The organism is Curtobacterium sp. A7_M15 (assembly GCF_030705415.1).
Lineage (GTDB): Bacteria > Actinomycetota > Actinomycetes > Actinomycetales > Microbacteriaceae > Curtobacterium.
This window is the reverse complement of sequence record NZ_JAUZED010000049.1, coordinates 1-25,531: the sequence shown is the minus strand read 5'-3', so window position 1 is coordinate 25,531 and position 25,531 is coordinate 1. Positions and strand designations below refer to the sequence as shown.

The following is a 25,531-nucleotide window of genomic DNA, read 5'->3' as shown; positions in this document are numbered from 1 at the left end:
GCGCCGCGTGCCCGCGGCGTGGCGCCGGCCGCGCCTCAGCCGGCGTTGCGGTGCGGCCAGCGGCCGTCGGCAGTGAAGGCCGGGTCGCGCTTCTTCCGCATGTAGTCCTGGAACGAGGACGCCTGTTCGGCGCACCAGCCGACCTGCTTGCGGTGGAGTTCCTCGGCGGAGACCCCGAGCTCGTCGGGGTACTTCGCCGCGATGGCCTGAGCGACACGCCCGGCCGCGATGGCATCGGCACCGGCGTCGTGCGCATCGGAGAGGGTGACGCCGTAGAGCTCCGACGCAGCCTCGAGCGTGCGCTTGCCCTTGCGGTAGGTGTCGAGCGCCTTGTCGATCACCAGCGGGTCGACGACGTTCCCGACGACGGGTGAGGCGATGCCGTGGCGCTTGGCCTCGCGGTCGAGGACGGTGAGGTCGTACGGGGCGTTGTAGATGACGAGCGGGATGCCCCGGGCGAAGACCGCCTCGACCGCCGCGATGATCTCGGCGACGACCTCGGCGGCGGGACGACCCTCGGCACGGGCCCGCTCGGTGGTGATGCCGTGCACGGCGGCGGCGCCCTCGGGGATCTCGACGCCGGGGTCGGCGAGCCAGGCGCCCTCCACGATGGAACGGCCGGTCATGTCGATCAGGCCGACGTGCGCGGTGACGATCCGGGCGGTCTCGACGTCGACGCCGGTGGTCTCGAGGTCGAACACGCCGAGTGCGTGCCACCAGGGACGACCCGAGAGGTCCTGGGTCGGAGCGGGGGAGTCGAGCTGCGCTGTGGGGAACGTCACGCGGCCAGGCTAACCGGACGCACCGACACGCCCAGACGCGACCCGCCCGCCGGGCGCGACGCCGGACCGGGCGCGACCCAGCGACCGACCCGACCCTCCCACCGGGGCCGAGCCGCGCCTCCAGTGCGTCGCTACCCGACCGGCGCGCCCACGTGCAGCCAGTAGAACGACTGCGTCCCCATGGTCAGCGTCACCGAGCCGGACTCGTCGAAGGACGGGAACGAGCCGCCGCCGAAGAGGTCGTACAGCGGACGCCCCGCGTACTCCGGCGCCGTGATCGTGACCGACGTCGGGTTCGTGGCGAAGGAGAAGACGCAGAGGACGTCCTCGGCGGAGGGGCCGAACTGCTGACCGGAGCCCTCCCACGAGCGCACGAAGGCGAGCACGGAGTCGTTCGAGGTCTCCTGCACCTGCAGCGTGCCGAGGCCGAAGACCGGGTGGGCCTTGCGGACGTGGATGACGTTCCGGACCCAGTGCAGCAGCGAGCGCGACTGGGCGAGCTGCGCCTCGACGTTGACCTGCGCGTAGTTGTAGACGAGCGACTGCACGACGGGCAGGTACAGCTTGCCCGGGTCCGCGGTGGAGAAGCCGGCGTTGCGGTCCGGCGTCCACTGCATCGGTGTGCGCGAGGAGTCGCGGTCCGGGAGCCAGATGTTGTCGCCCATCCCGATCTCGTCGCCGTAGTAGAGGAACGGCGACCCGGGCAGCGAGAACAGCAGTGCATGGATGAGTTCGAGCTCGGCACGGGAGTTGTCGAGCAGCGGAGCGAGGCGTCGGCGGATACCGATGTTCGAGCGCATCCGCGGGTCGTAGCCGTACCAGCCGTACATCGCCTGGCGGTACTCCTCGCTGACCATCTCCAGCGTCAGCTCGTCGTGGTTGCGGAGGAACACGCCCCACGCGGCCGACTCCGGGACGTCGAGGGTCTCCGACAGGATCGCCTTCAGCTCGGAGGCGTGCTGCGCCCGGAGCGAGTAGAAGATGCGCGGCATGACCGGGAAGTCGAAGGCCATGTGGCACTCGGGCTCCTCGTCGGTGCCGAAGAACGCGGCGGTCTCACGCGGCCACTGGTTCGCCTCGGCGAGCAGCACGCGGCCGGGGTACTCGTCGTCCACCATCGCACGGAGCTTCTTGATGAACTCGTGGGTTTCCGGCTCGCCCTCGCCGTTGCCCTCCTCCGACTCGAACAGGTAGGGGATCGCGTCGAGCCGCAGCCCGTCGACACCCATGTCGAGCCAGTGCCGCACGACGTCGTACACGGCCTCGACCACCGCCGGGTTCTCGAAGTTGAGGTCGGGCTGGTGCGAGAAGAACCGGTGGAAGAAGAACTGGCGTCGGACCGGGTCGAACGTCCAGTTCGACTCCTCGGTGTCGACGAAGATGATGCGGATGTTCTCGTACTCGGTGTCCGTGTCGCGCCAGACGTAGAAGTCGCCGTAGGGGCCGTCCGGGTCCTCGCGGGACTGCTGGAACCACTCGTGCTGGTCGCTCGTGTGGTTGATCACCATGTCGATGACGATGCGCATGTTGCGTTCGTGCGACTTGGTGACGAGCTCGCGGAAGTCGTCGAGGGTGCCGAACTCGGGCAGGATCGCCTTGTAGTCGGCGATGTCGTACCCGCCGTCGCGCATCGGGGACTGGAAGAACGGCGGCAGCCACAGGGCGTCGACGCCGAGCCACTGCAGGTAGTCGAGCTTGCCGATGACGCCCTGGATGTCCCCGATCCCGTCGCCGTTCGAATCGACGAACGAGCGGATCATGCACTCGTAGAAGACCGAGCGCTTGTACCACTGCGGGTCCAGTGTCAGGCCGGGGAGCTGGATCGGGGCGGTGAACGTCACCCTGGACACGCTAGGCCGCGGCGCATGGACTTGTCCGGAGAATGCGTGCCAGGAGGCGCGGCTCGTCCTCCACAGGCACGTCGCGCCTGCGAGTCCTCCACGATCCAGCGTGGGTGACGGCGGCGCGCCGACGCGCGTTCGTAGACTGACGGGGATGCAACCGCCCGTGCTCTCCCCGTACCAGTCGCTGATGGCCGCCACCCCGGTCGTCCACCGCTCCGTGCAGGTCGACGGCCGCACCACCCACTACTGGGAGTACGGCCCGTCCGACGCGACCGAGACCGTCCTGGCCGTGCACGGGTTCCGTGGTGACCACCACGGCCTCGAGACGATCGCCGCGCACCTCGACGGCGTCCGGGTGATCGTGCCCGACCTGCCCGGCTTCGGCATCTCCGATCCGCTGCCCGCGTCCGACATCGACTCCTACGTCGCATGGCTGCGCGGGTTCCACGCGGCACTCGGCCTCGGGTCCGACACCGTGGTCCTCGGGCACTCGTTCGGGTCGATCGTGGTCGCCGCCACCGTCGCCGCCGGACTCGCGACCCGGTTGCTGGTGCTCGTGAACCCGATCGCCGCCCCGGCGCTGCAGGGGCCGCGCGCCGTGGGGACGGCGATCGCGATCGGGTACTACCGTGCCGGCGCGGTGCTGCCGAAGCCGCTGGGCCTCGGGCTGCTCCGCAACCCGGCGATCGTGCGCGTGATGAGCCTGGCGATGCTCAAGTCGCACGACCGTGACCTCCGGCGCTGGGTGCACGACCAGCACGACCGGTACTTCTCGGCGTTCGCGAACCGTACGAGCGTGCTCGAGGCGTTCCACACCTCGGTGACGCACGACGTGTCCGAGTACGCCGATCGCATCGCGGTGCCGGTGCTCATGATCGCGGCCGAGCGCGACGACATCACTGCGGTACCCGAGCAGCGTGCGCTGGCCGCACGCCTGGCCGACGCCGAGCTCGTCGTCGTGCCGCACGTCGGGCACCTCGTGCACTACGAGACGCCCGGAGCCGCCGCGTCCGCGGTCCTGCGACGGATGGCGGACGCGCCGAAGCGGGGCAACAAGGGCGCACGAGCGGGATCGAAGCGCGCCCAGAAGGAGACGGCGACGGCGACGGCGACCCCGCCGGGCGACGGGGCCGCGTCGTGACCCGTCTGCGCATCGGGATCGACTGCCGGTACGTCCGCATCGGCCGGCACGACGGCATCAGCCGGTTCACGGCCGGGATCGCCGCGCACCTGCCCGAGCGACACGACTACACCCTGCTCGTGCACGACGAACGGCAGCTCGAGTCGCTGCCGTCGGACCTGCCGTGGGAACTCCTGCCGGCGCCGACCGAGCCGGGGGAGCCCCTCGTCGCGCGGAAGGTGAACCGCCTCGGTCTCGACGGTGTCTTCTCGCCCATGCAGACCATGGGGTCCCGCGGCCGGCGGTACGCGCTCGTGCTGACCCTGCACGACCTCATCTACTACCGGAACCGGACGCCCCCGCGGGAGTTCTCGTGGCCCCTGCGTCTCGGCTGGCGGGCCTTCCACCTCAGCTGGGTGCCGCAGCGGCTGCTCCTGAACGGCGCCGACGGTGTCGTGACGGTGTCCGGGACGACCGCCGGGCTGATCGCCGAGCACCGACTGACGAAGCGCCCCGTCACGGTCGCGTACAACGCCGCCGACCCTGCCGCCCCGCGACCCGAGGGCGGTCCGCGCGAGAAGTCCCTGGTCTACATGGGCTCGTTCATGCCGTACAAGAACGTCGAGACCCTCGCCGCCGCGATCCCGCTGCTCGGTGCGGACTGGGTGCTCCACTGCATGTCCCGCGTGTCCGGCGCCGACCGTGCTCGCCTGGAGCGGCTCGCGCCGGCCGGGTCGATCGTGTTCCACGACGGTGCCTCGGACGACGAGTACCTGTCGGTGCTGCGGTCGGCGACGGCACTCGCGACGGCGTCCCACGACGAGGGCTTCGGCATCCCCCTGGTCGAGGCGATGGGCGTCGGGACGCCGGTGGTCGTCAGCGACATCCCGATCTTCCGCGAGATCGGCGGCGACGTCGCGGAGTACTTCGATCCGTCGTCGCCGTCGGCGGTCGCGGCTGCGGTGCGTCGGTTGGAGGCGCGGTGGGACGTCGCCTCACGGGCGTCGATCGTGCAGGCGGGTCGGTTCCGGTGGGAGACGTCGGCCGAGCAGGTCGTCCGTGCCCTGGAGCAGGCGGTCGTGGCGCGGGGGGACACCCCCGGGCGGTAGCGCCGGAGGGTCGGCCGCTGTGCGGTAACGCCGGAGAGCACCCCGCGGGGCGGTATCGCCGGAGGGCCGGCCGCTGCGCGGAGACCGATCAGGACGCCGGCCGCTCCGCCGTCACGGTCGCGCCCGGGAACACCGCCTGGACCTCCTGCGTCGCCTTCGCCACCACGGCGCCGAGCGCTGCTCCGCGCCCGATCGTCTCGACCGTGATCGCCTGGTCGGCCGGTTCGTCGGACGGCCCACCGTCGCCCCACGAGCACCGCACGCCCGAGACACCACCGATCGCGTCGAGTCGCCGAGCGAGCGTCAGCCGCTGCTCGGTGGTCTTCGCGTCCGTCGAGATCCCGATCTCGAGCGCACCGAGGTCCGCCACGGCGAACACCCGGACGCCGTTGCCGCTCGCCTCCTTCGCCGCGGCGCGGAGGTCGCCGACGACGGCGGTCCGCTCCTCGTCGGACAGCGTGGGGGAGACGGATACGGTCGACTCGACGTCGTAGCTCGCGAACGCCGTCTTGACCGGGTCCTCGTCACGGACGTCGGACACCCCGTCGACCGCCCGCGCTGCAGTGTCGAACCGGTCGAGCGCGGCCTCGGGACGCGGGAACACGCCGCCGACGCCGTCCTGCACGCTCCCGATGATGGTGACGAGCGCGACGGCGAGCACACCGGCGGCGATGATCACGCCGACGCCGACGAGGGCGCTGCGCCGGACCCGCTGCCGACCGGTCCGCACGGGGACGGAGGCGGTGTCCGGTCCGAAGGCCCGGTCGAGGTCGTCCGGGTCGCTCGCCTGCAGCCACCCGGGCTGGGCGCGCCCACCCTCGGGTCCGTCGACGGTCATGTCAGCCCCCTCGTGCGCTCGGGTCTGCGAGTGCGTCGGAGCCTAGTACCCGGCCTCCGACAGCGCTCGCGGCTAGCCTCGACGCTCGAGCGGGTTCTGGTAGTCGAAGGCGTAGCGGCCGGGGCCGTCCGACACGTCGTCGATCGGGTCGTCGAACCGCACGAGCTCGGCGTGGAAGCGCTCGGGGTCCCACCGGAACGAGTGCACGGACCCGTTCCGGATCGGGGTGCTGTGCCGGTCGGCGGTACCGGGGGCGGCGGCGTTGACGATGCTGCGGATCACGGCGCCGTGGGTGGCGACGACGACGCTGCCGGCGTCGTACCGGACCGCGATCTCGGCGAGCGTCTCGGTGACGCGGTCGAGCAGCGCGCTGCGGGACTCGCGGCCGGGGATGTCGTCGTGCGGGTAGCGCTCGCGGACCTCGTCGTCGGTCAGGCCCTCGGCGTCGCCGTAGGAGCGTTCGGCCAACCCCGCGTACGTGGCGGGTGTGGCGAGCCCGAGGTGGGCAGCGATGATCGAGCCGGTCTCGAACGCCCGTGACAGCGGCGATGCGACGACGGCGTCGAACCGGCGTCGGTCGAGCAGGGTCGCGGTGGATCGGGCCTGCTGCCGTCCGGTCTCGTTCAGGGGGATGTCGGTCGAGCCCTGGATGCGCCGCTGCGCGTTCCAGTCGGTCTCGCCGTGCCGGACCAGGTACAGGAGCGTCGTCACCCGTCGATCATCGCAGACGAGCCGCGCGGGCTCATCGCAGACGTGCCGCCAGGGCCTCGAGCGTCTCGGTCGTGCCGGCGTCGATCTTGACGGCCGCGCGGGGGTCGCTGCGGGTTTCGCCCCGGTTCACGATGACCACGGGGTGCTTCCGTCGCGCGGCGTGGTCGACGAGCCGGACACCGGAGTTCACGGTGAGGGACGAGCCCACGACGAGGAGCGCGTCGGCCTCGGCGACGATGGAGACGGCCTCGCGGAACTTCTCGGCGGGGACGAACTCGCCGAAGAACACCACGTCCGGCTTCAGCACACCGCCGCACACCGAGCAGTCCGGCACCCGGAACCGCTCGACGTCGGTGATCTCGACGTCGCCGTCCGGCTGGAGCTGCACGGTCCCGGGCTCGTCGATCCACGGGTTGTCGCGATCGAGCACGGTCGCGAGGTCGGCGCGCGAGAACACCTGCCCGCAGGTGAGACAGACGGCACGGTCCATGGACCCGTGGATCTCGACGACCCGACGGGACCCGGACCGGAGGTGCAGTCCGTCGACGTTCTGCGTCACGATGCCGGTGACGACGCCGTCCCGTTCCAGGGCCGCGAGGGCCTGGTGCCCGGCGTTCGGACGGGCCGCGGCGAAGGTGCGCCAGCCGAGGTGCGAGCCGGCCCAGTACCGTTGCCGCTTGGCGGGGTCGGCACGGAACTCCTGGAAGGTCATCGGCTTCCGGACGACCCGTCCGGCGCCCCGGTAGTCGGGGATGCCGGAGTCCGTGCTCAGCCCGGCACCCGAGAGCACCGCGATGCGCTTGCCGGCGAGGACCTCGACGGCGCGGTCGAGGTCGAGCGCGGCCGCGGTCGCGCCCACGGGGCTGGTCGGTTCGCTCGTCGCCATCGTGTTCACGGTACCCTCAACAGCCGACCCACCCGGTCACTTCCCGTGGCGTACGGCGGCCGCGCGCCGCCGCCACCGACCCGAAACGAGCCCCGTGCACGCCGTCCGCATCGACTCCCTCGACGACCCCCGCCTCGACGACTTCGCCCGGCTCACCGACGTCGCCCTGCGGCGTGTGTCCGAGCCCGAGGGCGGGCTGTACATCGCCGAGTCGAACACGGTCATCGAACGTGCGGTGCGCGCCGGACACGTCCCGCGGAGCGTGCTCGTGCAGGAGAAGTGGCTCGACAGCGTGCTCCCCGTCGTCGCGGACCACGACGGCCCGGTGTTCGTCGGCCCCGACGACCTGCTCGAGGACCTCACCGGCTTCCGGATGCACCGGGGCGCCATCGCGGCGATGCACCGTCCGCAGCTGCCGAGCGTCGCCGACGTCGTCCGGGACGCGAAGGTCGTGGTGGTCCTCGAGGACATCGTCGACCACACGAACGTCGGTGCCGTGTTCCGCAGCGTCGCCGGCCTCGGCGCGGACGCCGTCCTGGTCAGTCCACGCTGCGCCGACCCGCTCTACCGGCGCAGCGTGCGCGTCAGCATGGGCACGGTGCTGCAGGTGCCGTGGACGCGCATCGGCGACTGGCCGGCGGCCGGCGAGGAGCTCCGCGCGCAGGGCTTCCACCTCGCCGCGATGGCGCTGACGGACCGCTCGGTGGACCTCGACGCGTTCGTCGCCGACGTCCCGGACCGGGTGGCGCTCGTCATGGGCACCGAGGGGCAGGGGCTCACGCCCGCGGCGATCGCGTCCGCCGACACGACCGTGCGGATCCCGATGGCGCACGGTGTCGACTCGTTGAACGTCGCCGCGGCGAGCGCCGTCGGTCTCTGGGCGGTCACGCACGCGCAGCGGCTCGCCTCCGCGCGGGCCTGAGGGGCCAGGAGGCGCGGATCGCCTCCGTCGCACCGCGCGCGTCAGCGTTTCGTCAGGTCTCGTGCGCGGCGCACCAGGTCGCGGTCGGTGCCGGGCGCGCCGACCAGGCAGACGCCGACCGGCGCGTCGTCGACGGTGAGGATCGGCGCGCTCACCGCGGGGAGCCCACCGACGCTCGCGAGGCTCGTCATCGCCGTCGTCGCGGTCCTGGTGCGCTCGAGCGCGGCGGCGTCGGCGGACACCAGCGGCGCGGGGCCGGGCACGGTCGGGAACACGAGCGTCCTGCCGGTGAGGGCACTGCGGACGGTGTCCCGGACGTCGTCGAGGCGCCGGACGGCGTCGGCGGTGGCCACGGGGTCGTTCGCGGCGGCGGCGGCGAACCGGTCGCCGACGACGGTGCTCAGCGCGCCGGGGTGCGCGGCGATCCAGGGTCCGTGGGCGGTGACGGCCTCGGCGGCTTGTACGAGGCGGAGCCGCTCGCGGAGCTCCTCGGGTGCGGGGACGCCGAGGTCCGCGAGCCGGATCCGTCCGGGTTCGTCGTCGAGGGACCGGGAGAACGCGGTGAACGCGGCGGCGGTGTCGGGGTCGACCAGGGCGAGCAGTTCCCCGGGCACGACGAGCGGGGTCGGGGCCGGTGCCGTCCCGGTGGGGAGCACGGTGGCGTCGAGCGCGGCGAGCAGGGTCTCGGCGTCGCGGGTGAGCCACCCCACGGTGTCGAAGGACGGTGCGAGTGGGAGGAGGCCGTCGCGGGGGACCCTGCCGTGGGTCGTCCGGAGCCCCCAGAGCCCCTGGTACGACGCGGGGACCCGGACCGACCCGGCGGTGTCCGTGCCGATGCCGATGTCGGCCGTCCCGAGGCCGACGGCCGTCGCGGATCCGCTGGACGAGCCTCCTGGCAGCCGTGTCGGGTCCGCGGCGTTCGGCGGTGTGCCGTGGTGCTCGTTCCTTCCGGTGAGGTTGTAGGCGAACTCGTCGGTGCGGGCGATCCCGCGGATCGCGGCACCGGCGGCGAGGAGCGCCGCGACCGCGGGTGCGGCCTCGGTCTCGACGGGCGCCTCGCGCAGGAAGGTGGGGTTGCCGGCGCCGACGGGCTGGCCGGGCACGGCGTAGAGGTCCTTGACCGCGATCGTCCGCCCGTCGAGCGGCCCGGAGGCGCTGGGTGCGACGAGCGGGTCGCCGACGGCCCGCCAGACGGTCGGGTCGAAGGCGCGGGGCCGGCCGGTGACGTGGGCGGACTCGATCCGCCACCGCGCGGCGGCACCGGTGGGCGCTCCGTCGGGCGTCCGGCGCCACAGCTGGGTCTGGAGCCCGTGCCCGCCACCGGTGAAGCGGGACACCGACACGACGAGGGCGAGGTCCTCGGCGAGGGGTCGGACCTCGACCCGCGTGAGGGTCCGGTTGGCGACCCCGCCGCGTGCTCCGCGGAAGGCGCTGATCGCGTCGTGCCCGACGAGCAGGCCGCGGTCGTCGCCGCGCATGGTGTCGGGGGCGTCCACGAACGCGTCGTCGAGGGCGTCGAGGTCGTTGGTCAGCAGGGCGGCCTCGTAGGCGTCGAGTGCATCGAGGAGCCCCTCGGGGGCGTCGGGGTGCGTGGTCATCGGGCGGGCTCCTCGAAGTCGGCCTTGCGGATGCGTGCGTGGACACCGGTGACGAGGTCGACCACCTGCGAGATGTCGAAGTCGGTCGCGGCGGAGAGGTAGGCGTACGCCAGGTGCGGCTCCATGCCCCAGCGCGCGCCGAGGATCGCGACGGCGTGCCGGACGCACTCCCGCACGGCCTCGTCGAGGTCCGGGTCCATGCCGGTGGGGACGAGGTACTCCTGCGTCTCGGCGACCGGCCAGACGAGGTCGCCGAACCGGCTCGCGGCCTCGTCGGCCGGTGTGAGGTCGAACCGGACGGTCGCGCGGAGCGAGGCCTCCATCGCGGTGAGTGCCACCTCGCCGTCGCCCTGTGCGAAGTGCGGGTCGCCGACGTAGGCGAGAGCACCGGGCACGAGGACGGGCAGGTGCAGCTGCGTGCCCGCCTGCAGGAGGTTCACGTCGATGTTGCCGCCGTGCCGCCCCGGTGGGACCGAGTGTCGACGCTCCCCGGTGGTCGCGACGCCCATGATCCCGAGGAACGGGGCGAGCGGGAAGCGGGCGAAGCGTTCGCGGGCGGTCGTCAGCGGGATGCGGCCGCGCAGCCCGGCGGGCGAGTCGACGACGTCGGCGAACACGCTCACGGTGGTGCCGTCCACGGGGTACTCGCCGTGCAGGGCGCCCCGGCCGTGGCGGTTCGAGACGACGCCGTAGTGCACCCGGGGGAGCGTCTCCACGACGGTCATGGTGAGGACGTCCCCGGGGCGGGCGCCGACGACCGCGACGGGCCCGGACACGACGTGCGGTCCGTCGGACCCGGGGTCGCGGCGTCCGGTCCGGGCGATCGCGACGGCGTCGTCGAGCACGTGCTCCGCTGCGACGCCGTGCGTGGCGAAGAAGGCTCGTGGATCGCTGCCCTGGTCGGGGAGGATCCCCTCGTGGCTGACGGTGTCGATCGTCACCGACTCGCCCGGTCGGACGGTGATCGCGGGGCGGTCGTCGGCGTTCGGCAGCCGACCCCAGAGCACGGACTCGGGGTCGACGGGCAGGTACCGTTCGGCGCGGATCGGCCCGGCCCCGGGCTGGAGGGTCGGGATCGCGGGGATGGTCATCGGTCGGCCTTCCGTTCGACGAGGTGGGCGACGTCGGCGAGGTGGTCGGTCATCGCCGTGCGGGCGGCCCCCTCGTCGTGTCGGCGGATGGAGTCGAGGATCCGTTCGTGCCACACGAAGGACGACCGGCGACCCTCGCTGGTGCTGTGCGACCGGGCGCGGACGTCCTGCACCCAGCCGCTGCTGAGCTCGCACAGGGAGACCAGGAGCGGGTTGCCCGAGGCGCGGGCGACCTGCACGTGGAAGGCGACGTCCTGCGCCAGGGACTCCTCGGGGCTGAGCCCCGCGTGCGTGGCCTGCAGGATCCGTTCGAAGGCGAGCAGGTCGGCCTCGCCGGCGCGGGCGGCGGCGAGCGCGGCGACCTGGGGTTCGACGACGGTCCGGAACTCGGCGACGTTCTCGGCTCGGTGCGCGAGGTCCTCGGCGTGCCCGAGGCCGGCCTGCCGTTCGAGGAGCGCGGTGGCCTCCTCGGTCCGGGGGAGCACGACCGTCCCGCGGCCGGGCGTCCGGGACACCAGGCGTCGGCGCTCGAGTTCCTGCATGGCCTCCCGGACGGTCGTGCGCGACACGGCGAGGTCCTCGGCGAGGGTGCGTTCCGGGGGCAGCTTGTCGCCGGGCGCGAGGTCCTCCAGCACCAGGCGTGCGAGGTGCGCCGCGGTGGCGGCGCTGAGGGTGCGTCCTCGTTGCATGGGCAGGAGCCTATGGTCCATTGGTCTGCTTGGCTCATTGGTACGACCAACTTTTACACGGCTGTCACACGCTGCGACCGAGCCGGAAACACGACGGGCGAATGGTGGGTTGCGTCCCCGCCCACCGATGAGAGAAGAGGGGTCCGTCGTGGACCTGGTCCTCCGCAACGCCCGCCTGGTCGACGAGCCCGGCCTCGTCGACGTCGTCGTCGAGCACGGCACGATCACCGCGGTCACCGCCGCCGTCGGCACCGTCCCCGCCGACCCGACCACCCGCGTCGTCGACTGCGCCGGTCGCGTGGTCGTGCCCGGGTTCGTCGAGTCGCACCTGCACGTCGACAAGGCCCTGCTCGACCGCGAACGTCCGAACCCGGACGGGACGCTCGCCGGGGCGATCGCCGTCACCGGCGACCTCAAGCGCGGGTTCACCCACGGCTCCGTGCGGGACCGCGCGCGCACCCTGCTCGACCAGGCGATCACGAACGGCACGACGCTGGTCCGCGCACACCCCGACGTCGACCCGATCGTCGGGCTGACCGGCGTCGAGGTGCTGCTGGAGCTGCGCGACGAGTACCGCGAGGCGCTCGACCTGCAGATCGTCGCGTTCCCGCAGGAGGGCATCGCGAAGGCGCCGGGGACCCTCGGCCTCCTGCGCGCGGCGCTCGACGCCGGCGCAGACGTGATCGGCGGCTGCACGTACAACGAGCGGACCCTCGCCGAGTGCCACGAGCACGTCGAGACGGTCCTCGACCTCGCCGAGGAGTTCGGCGTGCCGGCCGATCTGCACGCCGACTTCGCCGACGACACGAGCGACCCCCGGTTCGCCCTCGCCGGGACCGTCGCCGAGGCCGTCGTTCGCCGTGGGATGCAGGGTCGGGTCGCGCTCGGACACGTGACGTCCGCCGCGAGCCTGCCCTCGACCGAGCGCGCCGCCCTGTTCGCACGCCTGGCCGAGGCGGGAGTCGCGGTCGTGCCGCTCCCGGCGACCGACCTGCACCTCGGCGGCCGCGTCGACGACCACGACGTCCGCCGCGGTGTCCTCCCGGTCCGCGACCTCTGGGCCGCCGGTGTCACGACCGCCTACTCGTCGAACAACGTCCGGAACGCTTTCACCCCGTTCGGCAACGCCGACCTGCTCGACATCGGGCTGCTGCTCGCGCAGGTCGGGCACCTGTCGGGCCCGGACGACCTCGCCCGTGTCCTCGACATGGCGACGACCTCGGCCGCGCGGGTCGTCGGGATCGCCGAGACCTACGGCATCGGCCCCGGCGCCGACGCCGACCTCGTGGTGCTCTCGACCACCGACCCGGAGGGCGTCCTGCTCGACCGTCCGGACCGGACGCTCGTCGTGAAGCGCGGCCGCGTCGTCGCCGAGACCACCCGCACCACCGTCCTCACCACCGGCACCACCCGATCGAAGGAGCTCAGCAATGCGTGAACGGATCCCGCACGAGGTCGTCGCCTCCGTCCTGGCCGGCGCCACCGCGTTCATCGGCGGCACCGCGCTGAACCTGCCCACGTGGGCGATCTTCATCAGCTGGGCGGCGATGTTCCTGCTCGGAGCGAAGCCGACGCTCCGGAACGCCACCCGGCTCTGGGCCACGATGCCGGTCGGGTCGACGTTCGCCCTCGTGATCGTGCTCGTCGACCAGCAGATCGGCACCGTCCTCGGTGACGGGCAGTTCGCGCGCAACGTCGTGCTCGGGGTCGTGATCCTCGTGTGCAACACCGCGCTCATGGTCACCGGCCGGGTCCGTGCGTTCGCGCTGGTCCCCGGGATGTTCCTCGGGTTCGCGTCGTTCTTCGCGACCTACTTCGGCGGCTTCGGGTTCGCACCGGGCAACGTGTGGGCTGCGTGGGTGTCGGTCGTCGTGATGAACGCCGCAGGCCCCGTCTTCGCGTACCTGTCCCGGAGATGGACCTTCGCGCGCCGGACGGGACCCGACGGCCGTGGAGCCGACGACGGGTCGGACGCGACCGTCGTCGTGAGGGCCGAGCCGCGCCTCCAGTCCGACCCCGCGCCGACGCGCGCCTAGCGCGTCCTCGCAGCCACGCGGTACCCACCCCCGGTACGCTCGGTTCCCGTGTCACGAGTCGTCCGCCGCCCCCGTTCCGCCGTCCGGAGGCCGGTGACCATCTCGGTCGTCGCCGTGCTCGTGCTGGCGGTGGGGTACCTCGTGGCCGCGGCGGTCGTGCCGTTCGCCCCGGCGAGCGCCTCGACCACGACCTACTCGGCGCCGACGTCCTCGGTGCCGGACCTGACGTTCCCCCACTACGGCGCCACCGCCGTCGAGGCCACGGACTTCCCGGAGAGCCTGCGCACGAGCGGGGACACGAAGCCCCGGTCGATCGCGAGCATCTCGAAGGTCGTCACCGCGCTCGTTGTGCTCGACGAGAAGCCGCTGGAGCCGGGCGAGTCCGGCCCGACGATCACCTTCAGCCCCGGGATGCAGGCGCTCTACGCGAAGTACCTCGCGGTGAACGGCGAGGTCGCGCCGATGCCCGCCGGGCTGCAGCTCTCCGAGTACCAGACCCTCCAGGTCATGCTCATGAAGTCGGCGAACAACTACGCCGGGTCGCTCGCGCTCTGGGCCTTCGGGTCGATGGACGCGTACCGCCAGGCAGCGGACGAGTGGCTCGACGAGCACGGCCTCGACCACACCACGATCGAGGAGCCGACCGGGCTCGACGCACACAACACCTCGACGGCGACGGACCTCGTCGAACTCGGGCAGCTCGCCCTCGCGAACCCCGTGGTGAAGGAGGTCGTCGGCACGAAGCAGGTCACCGTGCCCGGTGCCGGCGCGATCGAGAACTCGAACAAGCTCCTCGGGCTCGACGGCGTCGAGGGCATCAAGACCGGCACGCTCGACGAGGCCGGCGCGTGCCTGCTCTTCGCGGCGACCTACGAGCGTGGCGGTGAGCAGGTGACCGTCGTCGGGGCGATGCTCGGCGGCGTCGACCACGACTCGCTCGACGTCGACGTCCAGCGACTGCTGCGATCCGTCGCCGACAACTTCCAGGTTGTCACGCTCGCCCACGCCGGCCAGACCTTCGGCACGTTCTCGACCCCCTGGCAGGACGAGGCCGACGCGGTGTCCCGGTCCGCAGCCGAGGTGCTGGTGTGGGGACGGACCACGGTGTCCGCCAAGACGAAGCTCGAGACGATCACCCTCGGCACGAAGGGGGAGCGGGTCGGCACGGTGCGGTTCACCATCACCGACCACGACCCGGTGACCGTGCCGCTCGTGCTCGAACGGGCGATCGACGACCCGGGGGTCTGGTGGCGGTGGACGAACCCGTTCCAGGGCGCGTGACGGTGTCGGCCACCGTGCGCCCGTGGCGGTCGTCCGACGCGCCGGTGCTGGTGGCGGCTTCGGCAGACCCCGAACTCGCGCGGCAGTTCGGCGGCGTGCGCTTCGACGACGTCGCGGTAGCCGGGGCGTTCATCGCGACGACCTACCGGTTCGACGCGCACGCCCGGTGGTGGGCGATCGTTTCGGACGGTGTGGACGCCGCGGAGGGATCGGACGGCGCCGCGGCCCGCGTCGTCGGGTGCGTCGGGGTCACGGCCATCGAGCACACCCACGGCACCGCCTGGATCTCGTACTGGCTCACACCCGAAGCCCGGGGCCGGGGCCTGGCGACCCGCGCGCTCGCCGCCGCCGCCGAGGACGCCTTCGCCCTCGGAATGCACCGCCTCGAACTCGGCCACCGCACGAACAACCCGGCGTCGTGCGCGGTCGCGACCCGGGCGGGTTTCCGCGCTGAGGGGGTGGAGCGCGAGAAGCTCCGGTACGGCGACGACCGCTTCGACGTCGAGACCCACGCTCGGCTGGCGACCGACCCGACCCCCGACGTGACGGCACTGCCGCTCGACCCGAGCCGCGACCCGGCCGCCCGGCGAGGCGGTCGCTGAGTCCTCACCGACCGGAGCGCCCGACGGCCTGCTCGACCATCGCGCACGGCACGGTCGCGTCCCATCCGGCGATCCTCGGCATCGCGCCGATCCTGACGGAGTCGTGCGGGTGCGCCGCGCAGTACGGCGCCCGCTGCTCGACCTCGGCCGACCACTGCGGTCCGTCTTCCCGGCGCGGCACTGCGCCGGGACCGGCCACGAACGCGACGACCGACGCCACGAGCAGCACACCGCCCGCGGCCCGCCACGGCCACCGCACGCGGGCGAGGAACACGTCGGCGGCGAGGACGACCGCCGCGGTGAGGAACATCGACGCCGCAGCCGCGTACCGCAGGGGTGCCGAGCTCGCCCACGCCGCCGCGGTGAACGCGGACCACGTCGTCCCGGTCGTGCGGTTCACCACGAGCGCCGCGTACCAGACGACCCCGGCGCCGACGGCGCTGGCGAGGATCATCCACCGCGTCCGCCGGTCCGCGAGGACCCCGGCGGTCACCACGGCCGCGAGGAGCAGCAGGCCGGGCACGGCGACGACCCACCAGCCGTGCGCGGAGACGGCCGCCCCCACGACGCGCACGTCGGCGTCCCAGCTCCCGCCGACCACCTGGGCGAGGAAGCCGGCGGTCATGTCCCGGAACGAGGTGATGCCGCCCTGGTGCGTGGCCGAACGAGGGTGGGTGAGCGTGACGGTCACCTGTGCCGCGACACCGAGCACGGCTGCCGCCGCGACGGGGAGGACACGCCGGTTCCGAGGGCCCAGGAGCAGCAGCGGCAGGAACACCGCCGCTTGGATCTCGCTCGTGGTCACGACCGCCACCGCCGCCGTGGTGCACGCGGACGACCACCAGTTCCGCGGACGGTGCGCGAACAACCACGGGGCGGCGAACAGCAGGTACCAGTGCAGGTTCGCCGCGTTCCCGGCGATCTCGACGGGGGCCAGCGGGACGAGGGCGGGGACGGCCGCGAGGAGCACCCGCAGCGGCCACGCCCGCACCACACCGCGGGACAGGACGAAGACGACGCCGCACACCCCGCCGAGCACCGCGCACGACATCGCCGACACCGACAGTGCGTACAGGTCGATCCGCCCGAGGGCGACGGCGGCGTCGACGACCAGCCGGGGGAGGACGTGCAGGTAGCCGTCGTACGGGTGCCACAGCGACCGGACGGGCCCCAGGGCGAGCCGGTCGGTGAGGAAGCGTCCGGAGTCCTCCGCCCAGGCGACCCCGCGGGCCGGGCTCCCGATGCGGACCCAGGCGAGGAGCGCGGTGGCGGCGGCGACGACGAGCGCCCAGACCGCCGTGGTCGGGCGTCTCCGCGGGTGGCCCGCAACCTTCATCGGACCCCCTCGTGCTGTCAAGCCGTGTCGCTGTCGTGACGGTCGATCCTGGCGGGTGTCGGTGGACGGCACCCGTGACGCAGATGCCGTGACTCTCAGCAAGCCGATCGGCGGCCCGTGCCGGCTCGCTCCGCGCGTGGGTCCCGGGCGTAGGGTCGGACGGGTGACGACGACGTTCCCCCGGTCCAGCCCGTCCGCCCTCGGCATCGAAGCCCGTGGCATCGCCCGGTTCCTCGACGCCCTCGAGTCGACGCCCGACGTCGAACCGCACAGCATCGTGCTGCTGCGGCACGGTCAGGTCGCAGCCCGGGGCTGGTGGCACCCGTACACCGAGGACCGCGTCCACCTGCTCTACTCCCTCAGCAAGAGCTTCACCGCCGCAGCCGTCGGGATCGCCGTCCGCGAGGGACTCGTCGACCTCGACGCCACCGCCCTGTCGTACTTCCCGGAACTCGACGCCGAGATCACCGACGAGCGCAGCCGCCGCATCCGCGTCCGGCACCTCCTCGCGATGGCGAGCGGCCACCGCGAGGAGGCGCTCGACCGTGCCCGCGCCGCCGACCCGCAGGACCTCGTCCGCGGTTTCCTGCTCACACCGCCCGACGAGGAACCCGGCACCGTCTTCGCCTACAACCAACCCTGCACCTACACGCTGGCCGCCATCGTCCGGCGGGTCAGCGGGGGCTCGCTCGTCGACTACCTCCGTCCGCGCCTGCTCGACCCCCTCGGCATCGACGACCTGGCCTGGAAGCGGGACGAGACCGGCGCCGAACTCGGGTTCAGCGGGTGCTACGCGCCGACGTGGGCGGTCGCGAAGCTCGGGCAGCTGTACCTGCAGCGCGGTGTGTGGGAGGGTCGGCGGATCCTCGACGAGGACTGGGTCGCCGCCGCCACGAGCACACAGGTCGCGAACCCCGACGAGGGCAACCCGGACTGGAGCCAGGGCTACGGCTTCCAGTTCTGGATGGCCCGCCACGGCTTCCGCGGCGACGGCGCGTACGGCCAGTTCTGCGTCGTCCTGCCGGAGCAGGACGTCGTCCTCGCACTCACCGGCCAGAGCCTCGACATGCAGGCGGTCCTCGACGCGGCCTGGGAGCACCTCCTGCCCGCGATCGACGCTGCGGATCCCGACGCGACAGCGGATGCGGACCTGGAGGCGCGGCTCGCCTCCCTGGGGCTGCCCGCGGTCCAGGGCGGTCGCCTCCCCGACCTCGCCGCCGGTCCGTTCCGCGGTGACGGGGTCGAGCGTGCCGCGTTCTCCCGCGACGGTGACCGTTGGCGTCTCGGCATCGAGGTCGACGGCGGGACGCTCTCGGTCCCGGTGGGCGAGGGGGAGTGGGCGGTCGACGGTGCCCTGGCCGCGAGCGGTGCGGTCGAACCGGACGGCACCGTGCTCGTCGACGTGCGGTTCATCGAGACGCCGCACCTCGCGCACGTGCACGTCGACCCCGAAGCCGGGACCGCCACGGCGTCGTGGGCGACCGAGCCGCTGCACGACGGCCCGCTGACGCTGCGCCGCCCCGCCGACTGATCGCTGCGCTGCCGGCTGCCGGCTGCCCGGCTGCCCGGGATCGCGCCCCGATGCGGGCATCGCGCCCCGACTCACCGGGGCGCGATGCCCGTCACGGGGCGCACGCCGCAGTGCTCGGGCCCGCCAGGGTCAGGGAGTGTCGGACTTGTGCTCGACCACGTCCTGCAGCTCCGGTCGCTTCGGGGTCACGCCGTCGCCCGAGGACGTGTGCCGGATGCGCCGGACCACCCACGGCACGAGGTACTCGCGCGCCCAGCCGAGGTCCTCGGCGCGGGCCTCCCGCCACGGCCTGGCCTCGAGGGGCTCCGGGTTGAACGGCTCGAGCCCGTGCTCGACGCCGAGCGCGTCCAGCACCGCGGCGGCGACGGTCGCGTGGCCCATCGGGGAGTGGTGCAGCCGGTCGGGTGCCCACATGCGCGGGTCGCGCAGGACCCGGAGCGCCCACATGTTGGCGACGAGGGCGCCGTGCTTCAACGCGATCGCGTGCAGGTTCTCGTTGTAGATCGCCGTCTTGCCGCGGACCATCCCGAGCACCGGGGTCATGCCGACGTCCGGGCCGGTGAAGAGCACGACGGTCGCGCCGTCGCTGCGCAGCCGCGTGACCATCGCGTCCACGCGCTCGGCGAGCTCGTCGGGGTCGGAACCCGGGCGGATGATGTCGTTGCCGCCGGCCGACACCGTGACGAGGTCGGGACGCAGTGCGAGTGCCGGCTCGACCTGCTCGTCGATGATCTGCTGCAGGAGTCGCCCGCGGATCGCCAGGTTGGCGTAGGCGAAGTCCTCGGACTGGTTCGCCAGGACCTCGGCCACCCGGTCCGCCCAGCCCCGGTTGCCTCCGGGGACGGTCGGGTCGGGGTCACCGATCCCCTCGGTGAACGAGTCACCGATCGCGACGTACCTGGACCACGGATGACGATCTGACACCTGTCGGACCCTAGTCTCGTGGCATGACGAAGGCCAACCCCGCGGCGGTGCTGGGCGACGAGCTGCTCGAGCGGATCGCCGCCCGAGCGCCCGGCTACGACGCCGCGAACGCGTTCTGCACCGAGGACCTCGACGAACTCCGGACGGCCGGCTACCTGCGGCTCGGCGTGCCCGTCGAGCGCGGCGGAGCCGGACTCGGGCTCGCCGCGACGGCCGCGGTGCAGCGGCGGCTCGCGGAGGCCGCACCGGCGACGGCGCTGGGGCTCGGGATGCACCAGGTCTGGGTGCAGGCGGCGCGCGCGGTCACTGCGCGAGGTGGGTCGTTCCTCCAGTCCGTCACCGACCACGCGGCGGACGACCACCTGCTCGCGTTCGGTGTGAGCGAGCCGGGCAACCACGCGGTCCTCTTCGACTCGACGACGACGGCGGAGCCGGACGGCGACGGCGGCTACCGGTTCACGGGGACGAAGGTCTCCACGTCGCTCGCGCCGGCGTGGGACGTGCTGAGCGTGTTCGGCAAGGACGAGTCCGGGCCGGAACCGCGGCTCGTGCACGGTTTCGTGCTGCGGTCCGACGGGGACGTCGAGCACCTCGACGACTGGGACACCCTGGGGATGCGGGCGACCCAGAGCCGTACGACGCTGCTCCACGGCGTGCACGTCCCGGCCGACCGGATCGTGCGGGAGCTGCCCGTCGGGCCGACCCAGGATCCACTCGTGTTCGGCATCTTCGCGTCGTTCGAACTGCTCGTGGCGTCGGTGTACGTCGGGGTCGCCTCGCGTGCGGTGTCGCTCGCGGTGTCGGCCGTGCGGTCGCGCGTGTCACTCGACGGGACGCCGCGGTCCGAGGACCCGGACGTGCGGCGGGCGATCGCCGACGCGCGCGGGACGGTCGACGCGATCGAGCTGCAGGTGTCCTCCCTCGCACGGTCGGTCGACGAGCTCGACGACCTCGGGCCGCGGTGGTTCCCGCTGCTCGTCGGGACGAAGGCACGCGCGGTGGACGCCGCGCAGCGGGTCGTGGACGAGGCGATGCGGGTCGTGGGCGGCGGCGCCTACCGGGCCGGCAGTGAGCTGGCGCGACTGGCGCGGGACGTCCGTGCGGGGCAGTACCACCCGTCGTCGCGGGACTCGGCGGCGCGCACGATCGCGGCGTCCGTGCTCGGGCCGCTCGCCTGACCCGCCGCGCCGCGCCGCGCCCTCGCACCGTGCGAGGCGCGTCCCGCAGTGTGGGGGGGTGGGGGGGGGGGGGGGGGGGGGGGGGGCGCGACCCGCGGTGTGCGTGGTTCCGCGCAGCGGGGCCGCGTGCGAGCCTCGCACACTGCGCGGAACCTCGCACACTGGCGCCCGTGGCGCGGTGATGTCGGTGGGTCCTGGCATCATCGCCGTGTGAGCAAGCAGGACGGACGCAACCGGCTGGTGTCCGACGCGCCGGTCGACGACGTGACGGCGAGCGTCCTCCACGTGGACATGGACGCGTTCTTCGCCTCCGTCGAGCTGCTCGACCGGCCGGACCTCCGCGGCCTGCCGGTGATCGTCGGACACGACTCCGACCGCTCGGTCGTCACGGCGGCCACGTACGAGGCCCGCAAGTACGGCGTGAACTCCGCGATGCCGATGGCCGTCGCCAAGCGTCGGTGCCCCGCCGCGATCATCGTCGAGCCCCACTTCGAGAAGTACCGCGCCAAGTCCGACGCCGTGATGGCCGTCTTCGACCGCTTCACGCCCCGCGTCGAGAAGCTCGGCATCGACGAGGCCTTCCTCGACGTCGCCGGGGCGATCCGCCTCTACGGCACCCCGTGGGAGATCGGCCGGGCGATCCGTGCGGCCGTGTTCGCCGAGACGGGTCTGCACTGCTCCGTCGGCGCCGCGTCGACGAAGTTCGTGGCGAAGCTGGCGTCGAGTCGATCGAAGCCGGACGGCCTGCTCGTCGTCCCGGCGGCCGACACCGTGGCGTTCCTGCACCCGCAACCGGTCTCCGCGCTGTGGGGCGTCGGCGGCAAGACGCAGGAGACCCTCGAACGGCGGGGGATCCGCACGGTGGGCGACCTCGCGACCACGCCGCTCGGCTCGCTGGTGTCCGCGCTCGGTCCGGCCGGTGGCCAGCGTCTGCACGACCTCGCCTGGGGTCGCGATCCGCGCGTGGTCGAGAGCGGCGTCGGCGAGAAGTCGATCGGGCACGAGGTCACCTTCGGGCACGACCTCACCGAGCGTGACGACGTCGCGCGCGAGCTCCTGCGCCTCGCCGACAAGGTGGCGGTGCGGCTCCGGCGTGCCGACGTCCAGGCCCGCACGGTCGCGCTCAAGGTCCGGTACACCGACTTCACCACGCTCACCCGGTCCCGCACCCTCGCCGAGCCGACCGACGTCGCCAAGCGCCTGCACCGTGAAGCCGTCGAGCTGTACGACGTGCTGCACCGGCCGGGCAACCGGATCCGGCTCATCGGGGTCCGCGGCGAGAACCTCGTGCCGGCGGCGGCGAGCAACGCGCTGTGGGACGACGACGCGCCGTGGCGTGAGACCGAGACGACGATCGACGCGGTCGCCGCACGCTTCGGCGCCGGCGTGCTGCGACCCGCCTCCCTGGTGCGCGGCGCGCCCGAGGGACACGTCCCGCACGCTCGGCAGGACGAAGGGTGACGGTAGAATCCCGTGCAGTGAGCGCAGCCGAGTACACCGATCAGCCAGGGGCGGGGGACCAGCCCGCGGCCCTGTGGGACGACGGCAGCGCGACGCCTGACCAGGGCGAGGCCGGGCCCCACGGAGACCGCGCGGGCGTGCACGAGCCCGCCGCGGTCGTCGCCCACGACGATGCCGTCGCCGCTGCCGAGGCGGCCGGCAACTCGGCCGTGCAGAACCTGTCACCGGCCTTCCCGGACCGCGCCGCGTGGGGCACCGCGTCGAAGCTCCGCGCCTGGCAGGTCGAAGCGCTCACGAAGTACTTCGAGACCGAACCGCGGGACTTCCTCGCAGCGGCGACCCCCGGCGCCGGCAAGACCACGTTCGCGCTCCGGCTCGCGACCGAACTCCTCGCCCGCGGCACCGTCGACCGCATCGTCGTCGTCGCCCCGACGGAGCACCTCAAGCGGCAGTGGGCAGACTCTGCGGACCGCGTCGGGATCCGGATCGACCCGATGTTCAAGAACGGCGACGGCATGTTCGGCCGCCACTACCAGGGCGTGGCGATCACGTACGCCCAGGTCGGCATGAACCCCGAGGTCCACCAGAAGATCACCGCCGGTGGCAAGACGCTCGTCATCCTCGACGAGGTCCACCACGGCGGCGACGCCCTGACCTGGGGCGACGGCATCCGGGAGGCCTTCTCGAAGGCCACCCGCCGCCTGTCGCTCTCCGGCACCCCGTTCCGCTCGGACACCGCGCCGATCCCCTTCGTGCAGTACGCCCCCGACGAGCAGGGCATCCGCACCTCGATCTCCGACTACAACTACGGGTACGGCCGCGCGCTGCAGGACGGCGTCGTCCGTCCGGTGCTCTTCATGGCGTACGCCGGACAGATGCGCTGGAAGACGCGCATGGGCGACGAGATGTCGGCGTCGCTCGGCGAGCAGGTCACGAAGGACATCACGGCCCAGGCATGGCGCACGGCGCTCTCGCCAGAGGGCGAGTGGATGCCGGCCGTGCTCTCCGCCGCCGACAAGCGCCTGACCGAGGTCCGTCGGGGCGTCCCGGACGCCGGCGGGCTCGTCATCGCCACCGACACCACCACGGCCCGCGCCTACGCACGGATCCTGCAGCAGATCACGGGGGAGCGGCCGACCGTGGTCCTCTCCGACGAGGCCGCGGCGTCGAGCCGGATCCAGGCCTTCTCCGAGGACACCTCGCGCTGGATGGTCGCGGTCCGCATGGTGTCCGAGGGCGTGGACGTCCCGCGGCTGTGCGTCGGTGTGTACGCCACGAGCGCCAGCACCCCGCTCTTCTTCGCCCAGGTCATCGGCCGGTTCGTGCGCGCCCGGCGTCGGGGTGAGACGGCGAGCGTCTTCCTGCCGAGCGTCCCCGGGCTGATGGCACTCGCGGCCTCCCTCGAGCTCGAGCGCGACCACGCGCTGGACCGCCCGAAGGACGCCGACGACGGGATGTACAACCCCGAAGACGCGATGGTCGCCGAGGCCAACAAGGAGGACCGCGCGTCCGAGAGCCTGCTCGAGGTCCAGCCGTTCGAGGCGCTCGACTCGCAGGCGTCCTTCGACCGGGTGCTCTACGACGGCGGCGAGTTCGGCAGTGGGGGTGAGGTGGGCTCGCTCGAGGAACTCGACTTCATCGGCATCCCGGGCTTGCTCGAACCCGACCAGGTGCGAGACCTGCTCCGTGCGCGACAGGCGAGCCAGGCGAAGCGGGCCAAGGGGCGCACCCCGAAGGACGGCATGCCCAAGGCGGCCGCCCCCGCACCCGAGGACCGCCCGATGTACCAGACGATCAAGGAGCAGCGGTCCGAGCTGCACCGGCTGGTCTCGATCTGGTCCCGCCACGCGAACGAACCGCACGGCGCGATCCACGCCGAACTCCGGCGCATCAGCGGTGGTCCCGCGGTGGCCCAGGCGAGCATCGAGCAGATCCAGAAGCGCATCGACGTCCTGCGCTCCCGCATCGGCGGCCGTCGGTGAGTACCGCGTGATCGAGCCCGTCGACGACCGCACCTGGTACGTCAAGCGGGACGCCGAGTCCTCGCCCGAGGCGATCATCGACCGCTTCGGCGGCGGCTACCGGCTCCGCCGGTTCTCCCTCACCGAGTCCCGACGGACGCCCCACGGGGTGTACACGGGCGTCGAGCTCGCCGAGACCGCGTGGTGGCGGCTCCGCGACAGGCCGCGCACCTCGTGACATCAGGAGCCGAAGTCGGGTAGACCGGACGAATGGCAGACTCCATCCCTCACGTCCTCGTCCTCGGCGGCGGCTCCGCTGGCTACACCACCGTCAAGCAGCTCCAGAAGCACGCCGCGACCGTGCCGATGCGCATCACGCTGGTGGACCAGAACACGTACTACACGTACCTGCCGTTCCTGCCCGAGGTCGCCGGCGGCCACATCGCCCCGAAGGACGTGACCTTCGAGCTGCGCCGCGCGCTCCGCAAGACCCGCGTCATCCAGGGCAAGGTCACGGGGATCTCGTCGAAGGACAAGACCGTCTCGATCGCCACGGCTGGCGGCGACGACCGGACGCTCGGCTACGACCAGCTCGTCGTCGCGCTCGGCTCCGTCACCCGCACGTTCCCGACCCCCGGGCTCGAGGAGTACGGCGTCGGCTTCAAGAGCGTCGAGGAGGCCGCCTACGTCCGCGCGAAGCTGCTCGACAACATCGCCAAGGCCGCTGCCACCCGTGACGAGGACGAGCGGCGTCGTCTCCTCACCAGCATCTTCGTCGGCGGCGGGTACACCGGTGTCGAGGCGATCGGTGAGCTGTTCGACGTCTCGCAGGCCGCGATCAAGACCTACCCGTCGCTCGCCGGCGAGCACCCGCGCTGGGTCCTCATCGACGCCCTCGACCGCGTCGCACCCGAGGTCGGCCCCGAGCTCTCGAAGTGGACCCTCGAGTCGCTGCGCGCCCGCGGCATCGACGTCCGCCTGAAGACGACCATGCCGAGCGCCGAGGGCGGCGTCATCAAGCTGTCCGACGGCGACGAGTTCGCGGCCGGCCTGCTCGTATGGACCGCCGGTGTCAAGCCGAACCCGCTCCTCGACGCCTCCGACCTGCCGCGCGGCCCGAAGGGCCACCTCGCCGCGAACGCGAAGCTCCAGGTCGAGAGCGAGGACACGCACGAGGTCGTCCCCGGCGTCTGGGGCCTCGGCGACGTCGCGCAGGTCCCCGACCTGACGGCCGAGAAGCAGCCGGCGTACTACCCGCCGAACGCCCAGAACGCCGTCCGCCAGGCCGTCGTGGCCGCGGACAACGTGGTCGCGACGATCACGGGCAAGCCGCTCGAGGAGTACCGTCACCCGTCGATCGGCACCGTCGCGTCGTACGGCGTCGCGAAGGGTGCGGCGAACATCAAGGGCATCAAGATGACGAACCTGCTCGCGTGGCTCGCGCACCGCGCGTACCACGTGTACGCGATGCCCACGCTGAACCGCAAGGTCCGCATCGTGATCGGGTGGGTCACCGGGGCCGTCTCGGGTCGCGACGCGACCTCCCTCATCAAGGAGACCGACCCGCGCCGCACGTTCGTCGAGGCGTCGAAGTCCTGATCGCGGGATCCTGCTGACGGGAGGCGCGGTGC

23 protein-coding genes are annotated in these 25,531 nt (G+C 72.8%); 13 read left to right on the top strand and 10 right to left on the bottom strand.

Annotated features, from left to right (window positions below):
* Window positions 1–35 precede the first annotated feature (35 nt).
* Both Q7F20_RS10605 and treS read right to left on the bottom strand, forming a co-directional pair.
* Window positions 36–782: a 3'-5' exonuclease gene (locus Q7F20_RS10605; protein WP_305740055.1), complete on the bottom strand. Its 747-nt coding sequence runs from the start codon at window positions 780–782 to the stop codon at window positions 36–38.
* Window positions 783–913: 131 nt separating this feature from the next.
* Window positions 914–2,623: a maltose alpha-D-glucosyltransferase gene (gene treS / locus Q7F20_RS10600; protein WP_305740054.1), complete on the bottom strand. Its 1,710-nt coding sequence runs from the start codon at window positions 2,621–2,623 to the stop codon at window positions 914–916.
* A 154-nt stretch (window positions 2,624–2,777) separates the two neighbouring features.
* On the opposite strand from treS, the gene Q7F20_RS10595 reads away from it, so the two are divergent.
* Window positions 2,778–3,767 carry an alpha/beta fold hydrolase gene (locus tag Q7F20_RS10595; protein ID WP_305740053.1) on the top strand — a complete coding sequence of 330 codons (990 nt, stop codon included), beginning with the start codon at window positions 2,778–2,780 and terminating at the stop codon, window positions 3,765–3,767.
* A gap of 5 nt (window positions 3,768–3,772) precedes the next feature.
* Window positions 3,773–4,855 carry a glycosyltransferase family 1 protein gene (locus Q7F20_RS10590; RefSeq protein ID WP_305740057.1) on the top strand — a complete coding sequence of 361 codons (1,083 nt, stop codon included), beginning with the start codon at window positions 3,773–3,775 and terminating at the stop codon, window positions 4,853–4,855.
* 88 nt (window positions 4,856–4,943) lie between these two features.
* On the opposite strand, the gene Q7F20_RS10585 is transcribed toward Q7F20_RS10590, so the two are convergent.
* The 3 genes from Q7F20_RS10585 to Q7F20_RS10575 form a co-directional block, all read right to left on the bottom strand.
* Window positions 4,944–5,693, bottom strand: a complete 750-nt coding sequence (locus tag Q7F20_RS10585) for a hypothetical protein (RefSeq protein ID WP_305740052.1) — start codon at window positions 5,691–5,693, stop codon at window positions 4,944–4,946.
* Between the two features lie 72 nt (window positions 5,694–5,765).
* Window positions 5,766–6,404, bottom strand: a complete 639-nt coding sequence (locus tag Q7F20_RS10580) for a histidine phosphatase family protein (RefSeq protein ID WP_305740051.1) — start codon at window positions 6,402–6,404, stop codon at window positions 5,766–5,768.
* 31 nt (window positions 6,405–6,435) lie between these two features.
* Window positions 6,436–7,290 (bottom strand): NAD-dependent protein deacetylase, encoded by an 855-nt coding sequence (locus tag Q7F20_RS10575; RefSeq protein ID WP_305740050.1) that lies wholly within the window; start codon window positions 7,288–7,290, stop codon window positions 6,436–6,438.
* 94 nt (window positions 7,291–7,384) lie between these two features.
* On the opposite strand from Q7F20_RS10575, the gene Q7F20_RS10570 reads away from it, so the two are divergent.
* The gene (locus tag Q7F20_RS10570; protein ID WP_305740049.1) at window positions 7,385–8,212 is read left to right on the top strand and encodes an RNA methyltransferase; all 828 of its coding nucleotides are present in this window, start codon (window positions 7,385–7,387) and stop codon (window positions 8,210–8,212) included.
* 41 nt (window positions 8,213–8,253) lie between these two features.
* Here the strand turns inward: Q7F20_RS10570 and Q7F20_RS10565 are convergent, their stop codons facing one another.
* Genes Q7F20_RS10565 through Q7F20_RS10555 form a run of 3 tightly spaced genes read right to left on the bottom strand, consistent with a single transcriptional unit; the run spans window position 8,254 to window position 11,590 of the window.
* Window positions 8,254–9,810, bottom strand: coding sequence for an AtzH-like domain-containing protein (locus Q7F20_RS10565; protein ID WP_305740048.1), 1,557 nt, complete (start codon window positions 9,808–9,810; stop codon window positions 8,254–8,256).
* Window positions 9,807–10,901 carry an acetamidase/formamidase family protein gene (locus tag Q7F20_RS10560; protein WP_305740047.1) on the bottom strand — a complete coding sequence of 365 codons (1,095 nt, stop codon included), beginning with the start codon at window positions 10,899–10,901 and terminating at the stop codon, window positions 9,807–9,809. Before Q7F20_RS10560 ends, Q7F20_RS10565 begins: the two co-directional genes overlap by 4 nt.
* Window positions 10,898–11,590, bottom strand: a complete 693-nt coding sequence (locus Q7F20_RS10555; protein ID WP_305740046.1) for a FadR/GntR family transcriptional regulator — start codon at window positions 11,588–11,590, stop codon at window positions 10,898–10,900. The genes Q7F20_RS10560 and Q7F20_RS10555 overlap by 4 nt, the downstream gene beginning before the upstream one ends.
* 148 nt (window positions 11,591–11,738) lie before the next feature.
* Here Q7F20_RS10555 and Q7F20_RS10550 point away from each other — a divergent pair, with 148 nt between their 5' ends.
* Genes Q7F20_RS10550 through Q7F20_RS10535 form a run of 4 tightly spaced genes read left to right on the top strand, consistent with a single transcriptional unit; the run spans window position 11,739 to window position 15,509 of the window.
* On the top strand, window positions 11,739–13,028 hold the full coding sequence (locus Q7F20_RS10550) for an amidohydrolase family protein (protein WP_305740045.1): 1,290 nt from the start codon (window positions 11,739–11,741) through the stop codon (window positions 13,026–13,028).
* Complete coding sequence (locus tag Q7F20_RS10545; protein WP_305740044.1) at window positions 13,021–13,626, top strand: DUF1097 domain-containing protein; 606 nt, start codon at window positions 13,021–13,023, stop codon at window positions 13,624–13,626. Before Q7F20_RS10550 ends, Q7F20_RS10545 begins: the two co-directional genes overlap by 8 nt.
* Window positions 13,627–13,674: 48 nt before the next feature.
* Window positions 13,675–14,907 carry a D-alanyl-D-alanine carboxypeptidase family protein gene (locus Q7F20_RS10540; protein ID WP_305740043.1) on the top strand — a complete coding sequence of 411 codons (1,233 nt, stop codon included), beginning with the start codon at window positions 13,675–13,677 and terminating at the stop codon, window positions 14,905–14,907.
* Window positions 14,908–14,909: 2 nt separating this feature from the next.
* A complete protein-coding gene (locus tag Q7F20_RS10535) occupies window positions 14,910–15,509 on the top strand; it encodes a GNAT family N-acetyltransferase (protein WP_305740042.1) in 600 nt (199 codons plus the stop codon).
* Between the two features lie 4 nt (window positions 15,510–15,513).
* On the opposite strand, the gene Q7F20_RS10530 is transcribed toward Q7F20_RS10535, so the two are convergent.
* The gene (locus tag Q7F20_RS10530) at window positions 15,514–16,845 is read right to left on the bottom strand and encodes a hypothetical protein (RefSeq protein WP_305740041.1); all 1,332 of its coding nucleotides are present in this window, start codon (window positions 16,843–16,845) and stop codon (window positions 15,514–15,516) included.
* 163 nt (window positions 16,846–17,008) lie between these two features.
* Here Q7F20_RS10530 and Q7F20_RS10525 point away from each other — a divergent pair, with 163 nt between their 5' ends.
* Entirely contained in the window at window positions 17,009–18,376 is a 1,368-nt protein-coding gene (locus tag Q7F20_RS10525) for a serine hydrolase (protein WP_305740040.1), read from the top strand.
* Between the two features lie 129 nt (window positions 18,377–18,505).
* Here the strand turns inward: Q7F20_RS10525 and Q7F20_RS10520 are convergent, their stop codons facing one another.
* Complete coding sequence (locus Q7F20_RS10520) at window positions 18,506–19,300, bottom strand: SGNH/GDSL hydrolase family protein (RefSeq protein ID WP_305740039.1); 795 nt, start codon at window positions 19,298–19,300, stop codon at window positions 18,506–18,508.
* Between the two features lie 23 nt (window positions 19,301–19,323).
* Here Q7F20_RS10520 and Q7F20_RS10515 point away from each other — a divergent pair, with 23 nt between their 5' ends.
* From Q7F20_RS10515 to Q7F20_RS10495, 5 genes are all read left to right on the top strand, one after another.
* A complete protein-coding gene (locus Q7F20_RS10515; protein WP_305740038.1) occupies window positions 19,324–20,478 on the top strand; it encodes an acyl-CoA dehydrogenase family protein in 1,155 nt (384 codons plus the stop codon).
* Between the two features lie 210 nt (window positions 20,479–20,688).
* Window positions 20,689–21,939, top strand: a complete 1,251-nt coding sequence (dinB, locus tag Q7F20_RS10510; RefSeq protein WP_305740037.1) for a DNA polymerase IV — start codon at window positions 20,689–20,691, stop codon at window positions 21,937–21,939.
* 137 nt (window positions 21,940–22,076) lie between these two features.
* Window positions 22,077–23,921 (top strand): DEAD/DEAH box helicase, encoded by a 1,845-nt coding sequence (locus tag Q7F20_RS10505; RefSeq protein WP_370871661.1) that lies wholly within the window; start codon window positions 22,077–22,079, stop codon window positions 23,919–23,921.
* 7 nt (window positions 23,922–23,928) lie between these two features.
* Window positions 23,929–24,138, top strand: a complete 210-nt coding sequence (locus Q7F20_RS10500; protein WP_305740036.1) for a hypothetical protein — start codon at window positions 23,929–23,931, stop codon at window positions 24,136–24,138.
* A 32-nt stretch (window positions 24,139–24,170) separates the two neighbouring features.
* A complete protein-coding gene (locus tag Q7F20_RS10495) occupies window positions 24,171–25,499 on the top strand; it encodes an NAD(P)/FAD-dependent oxidoreductase (protein ID WP_305740035.1) in 1,329 nt (442 codons plus the stop codon).
* Window positions 25,500–25,531 lie beyond the last annotated feature (32 nt).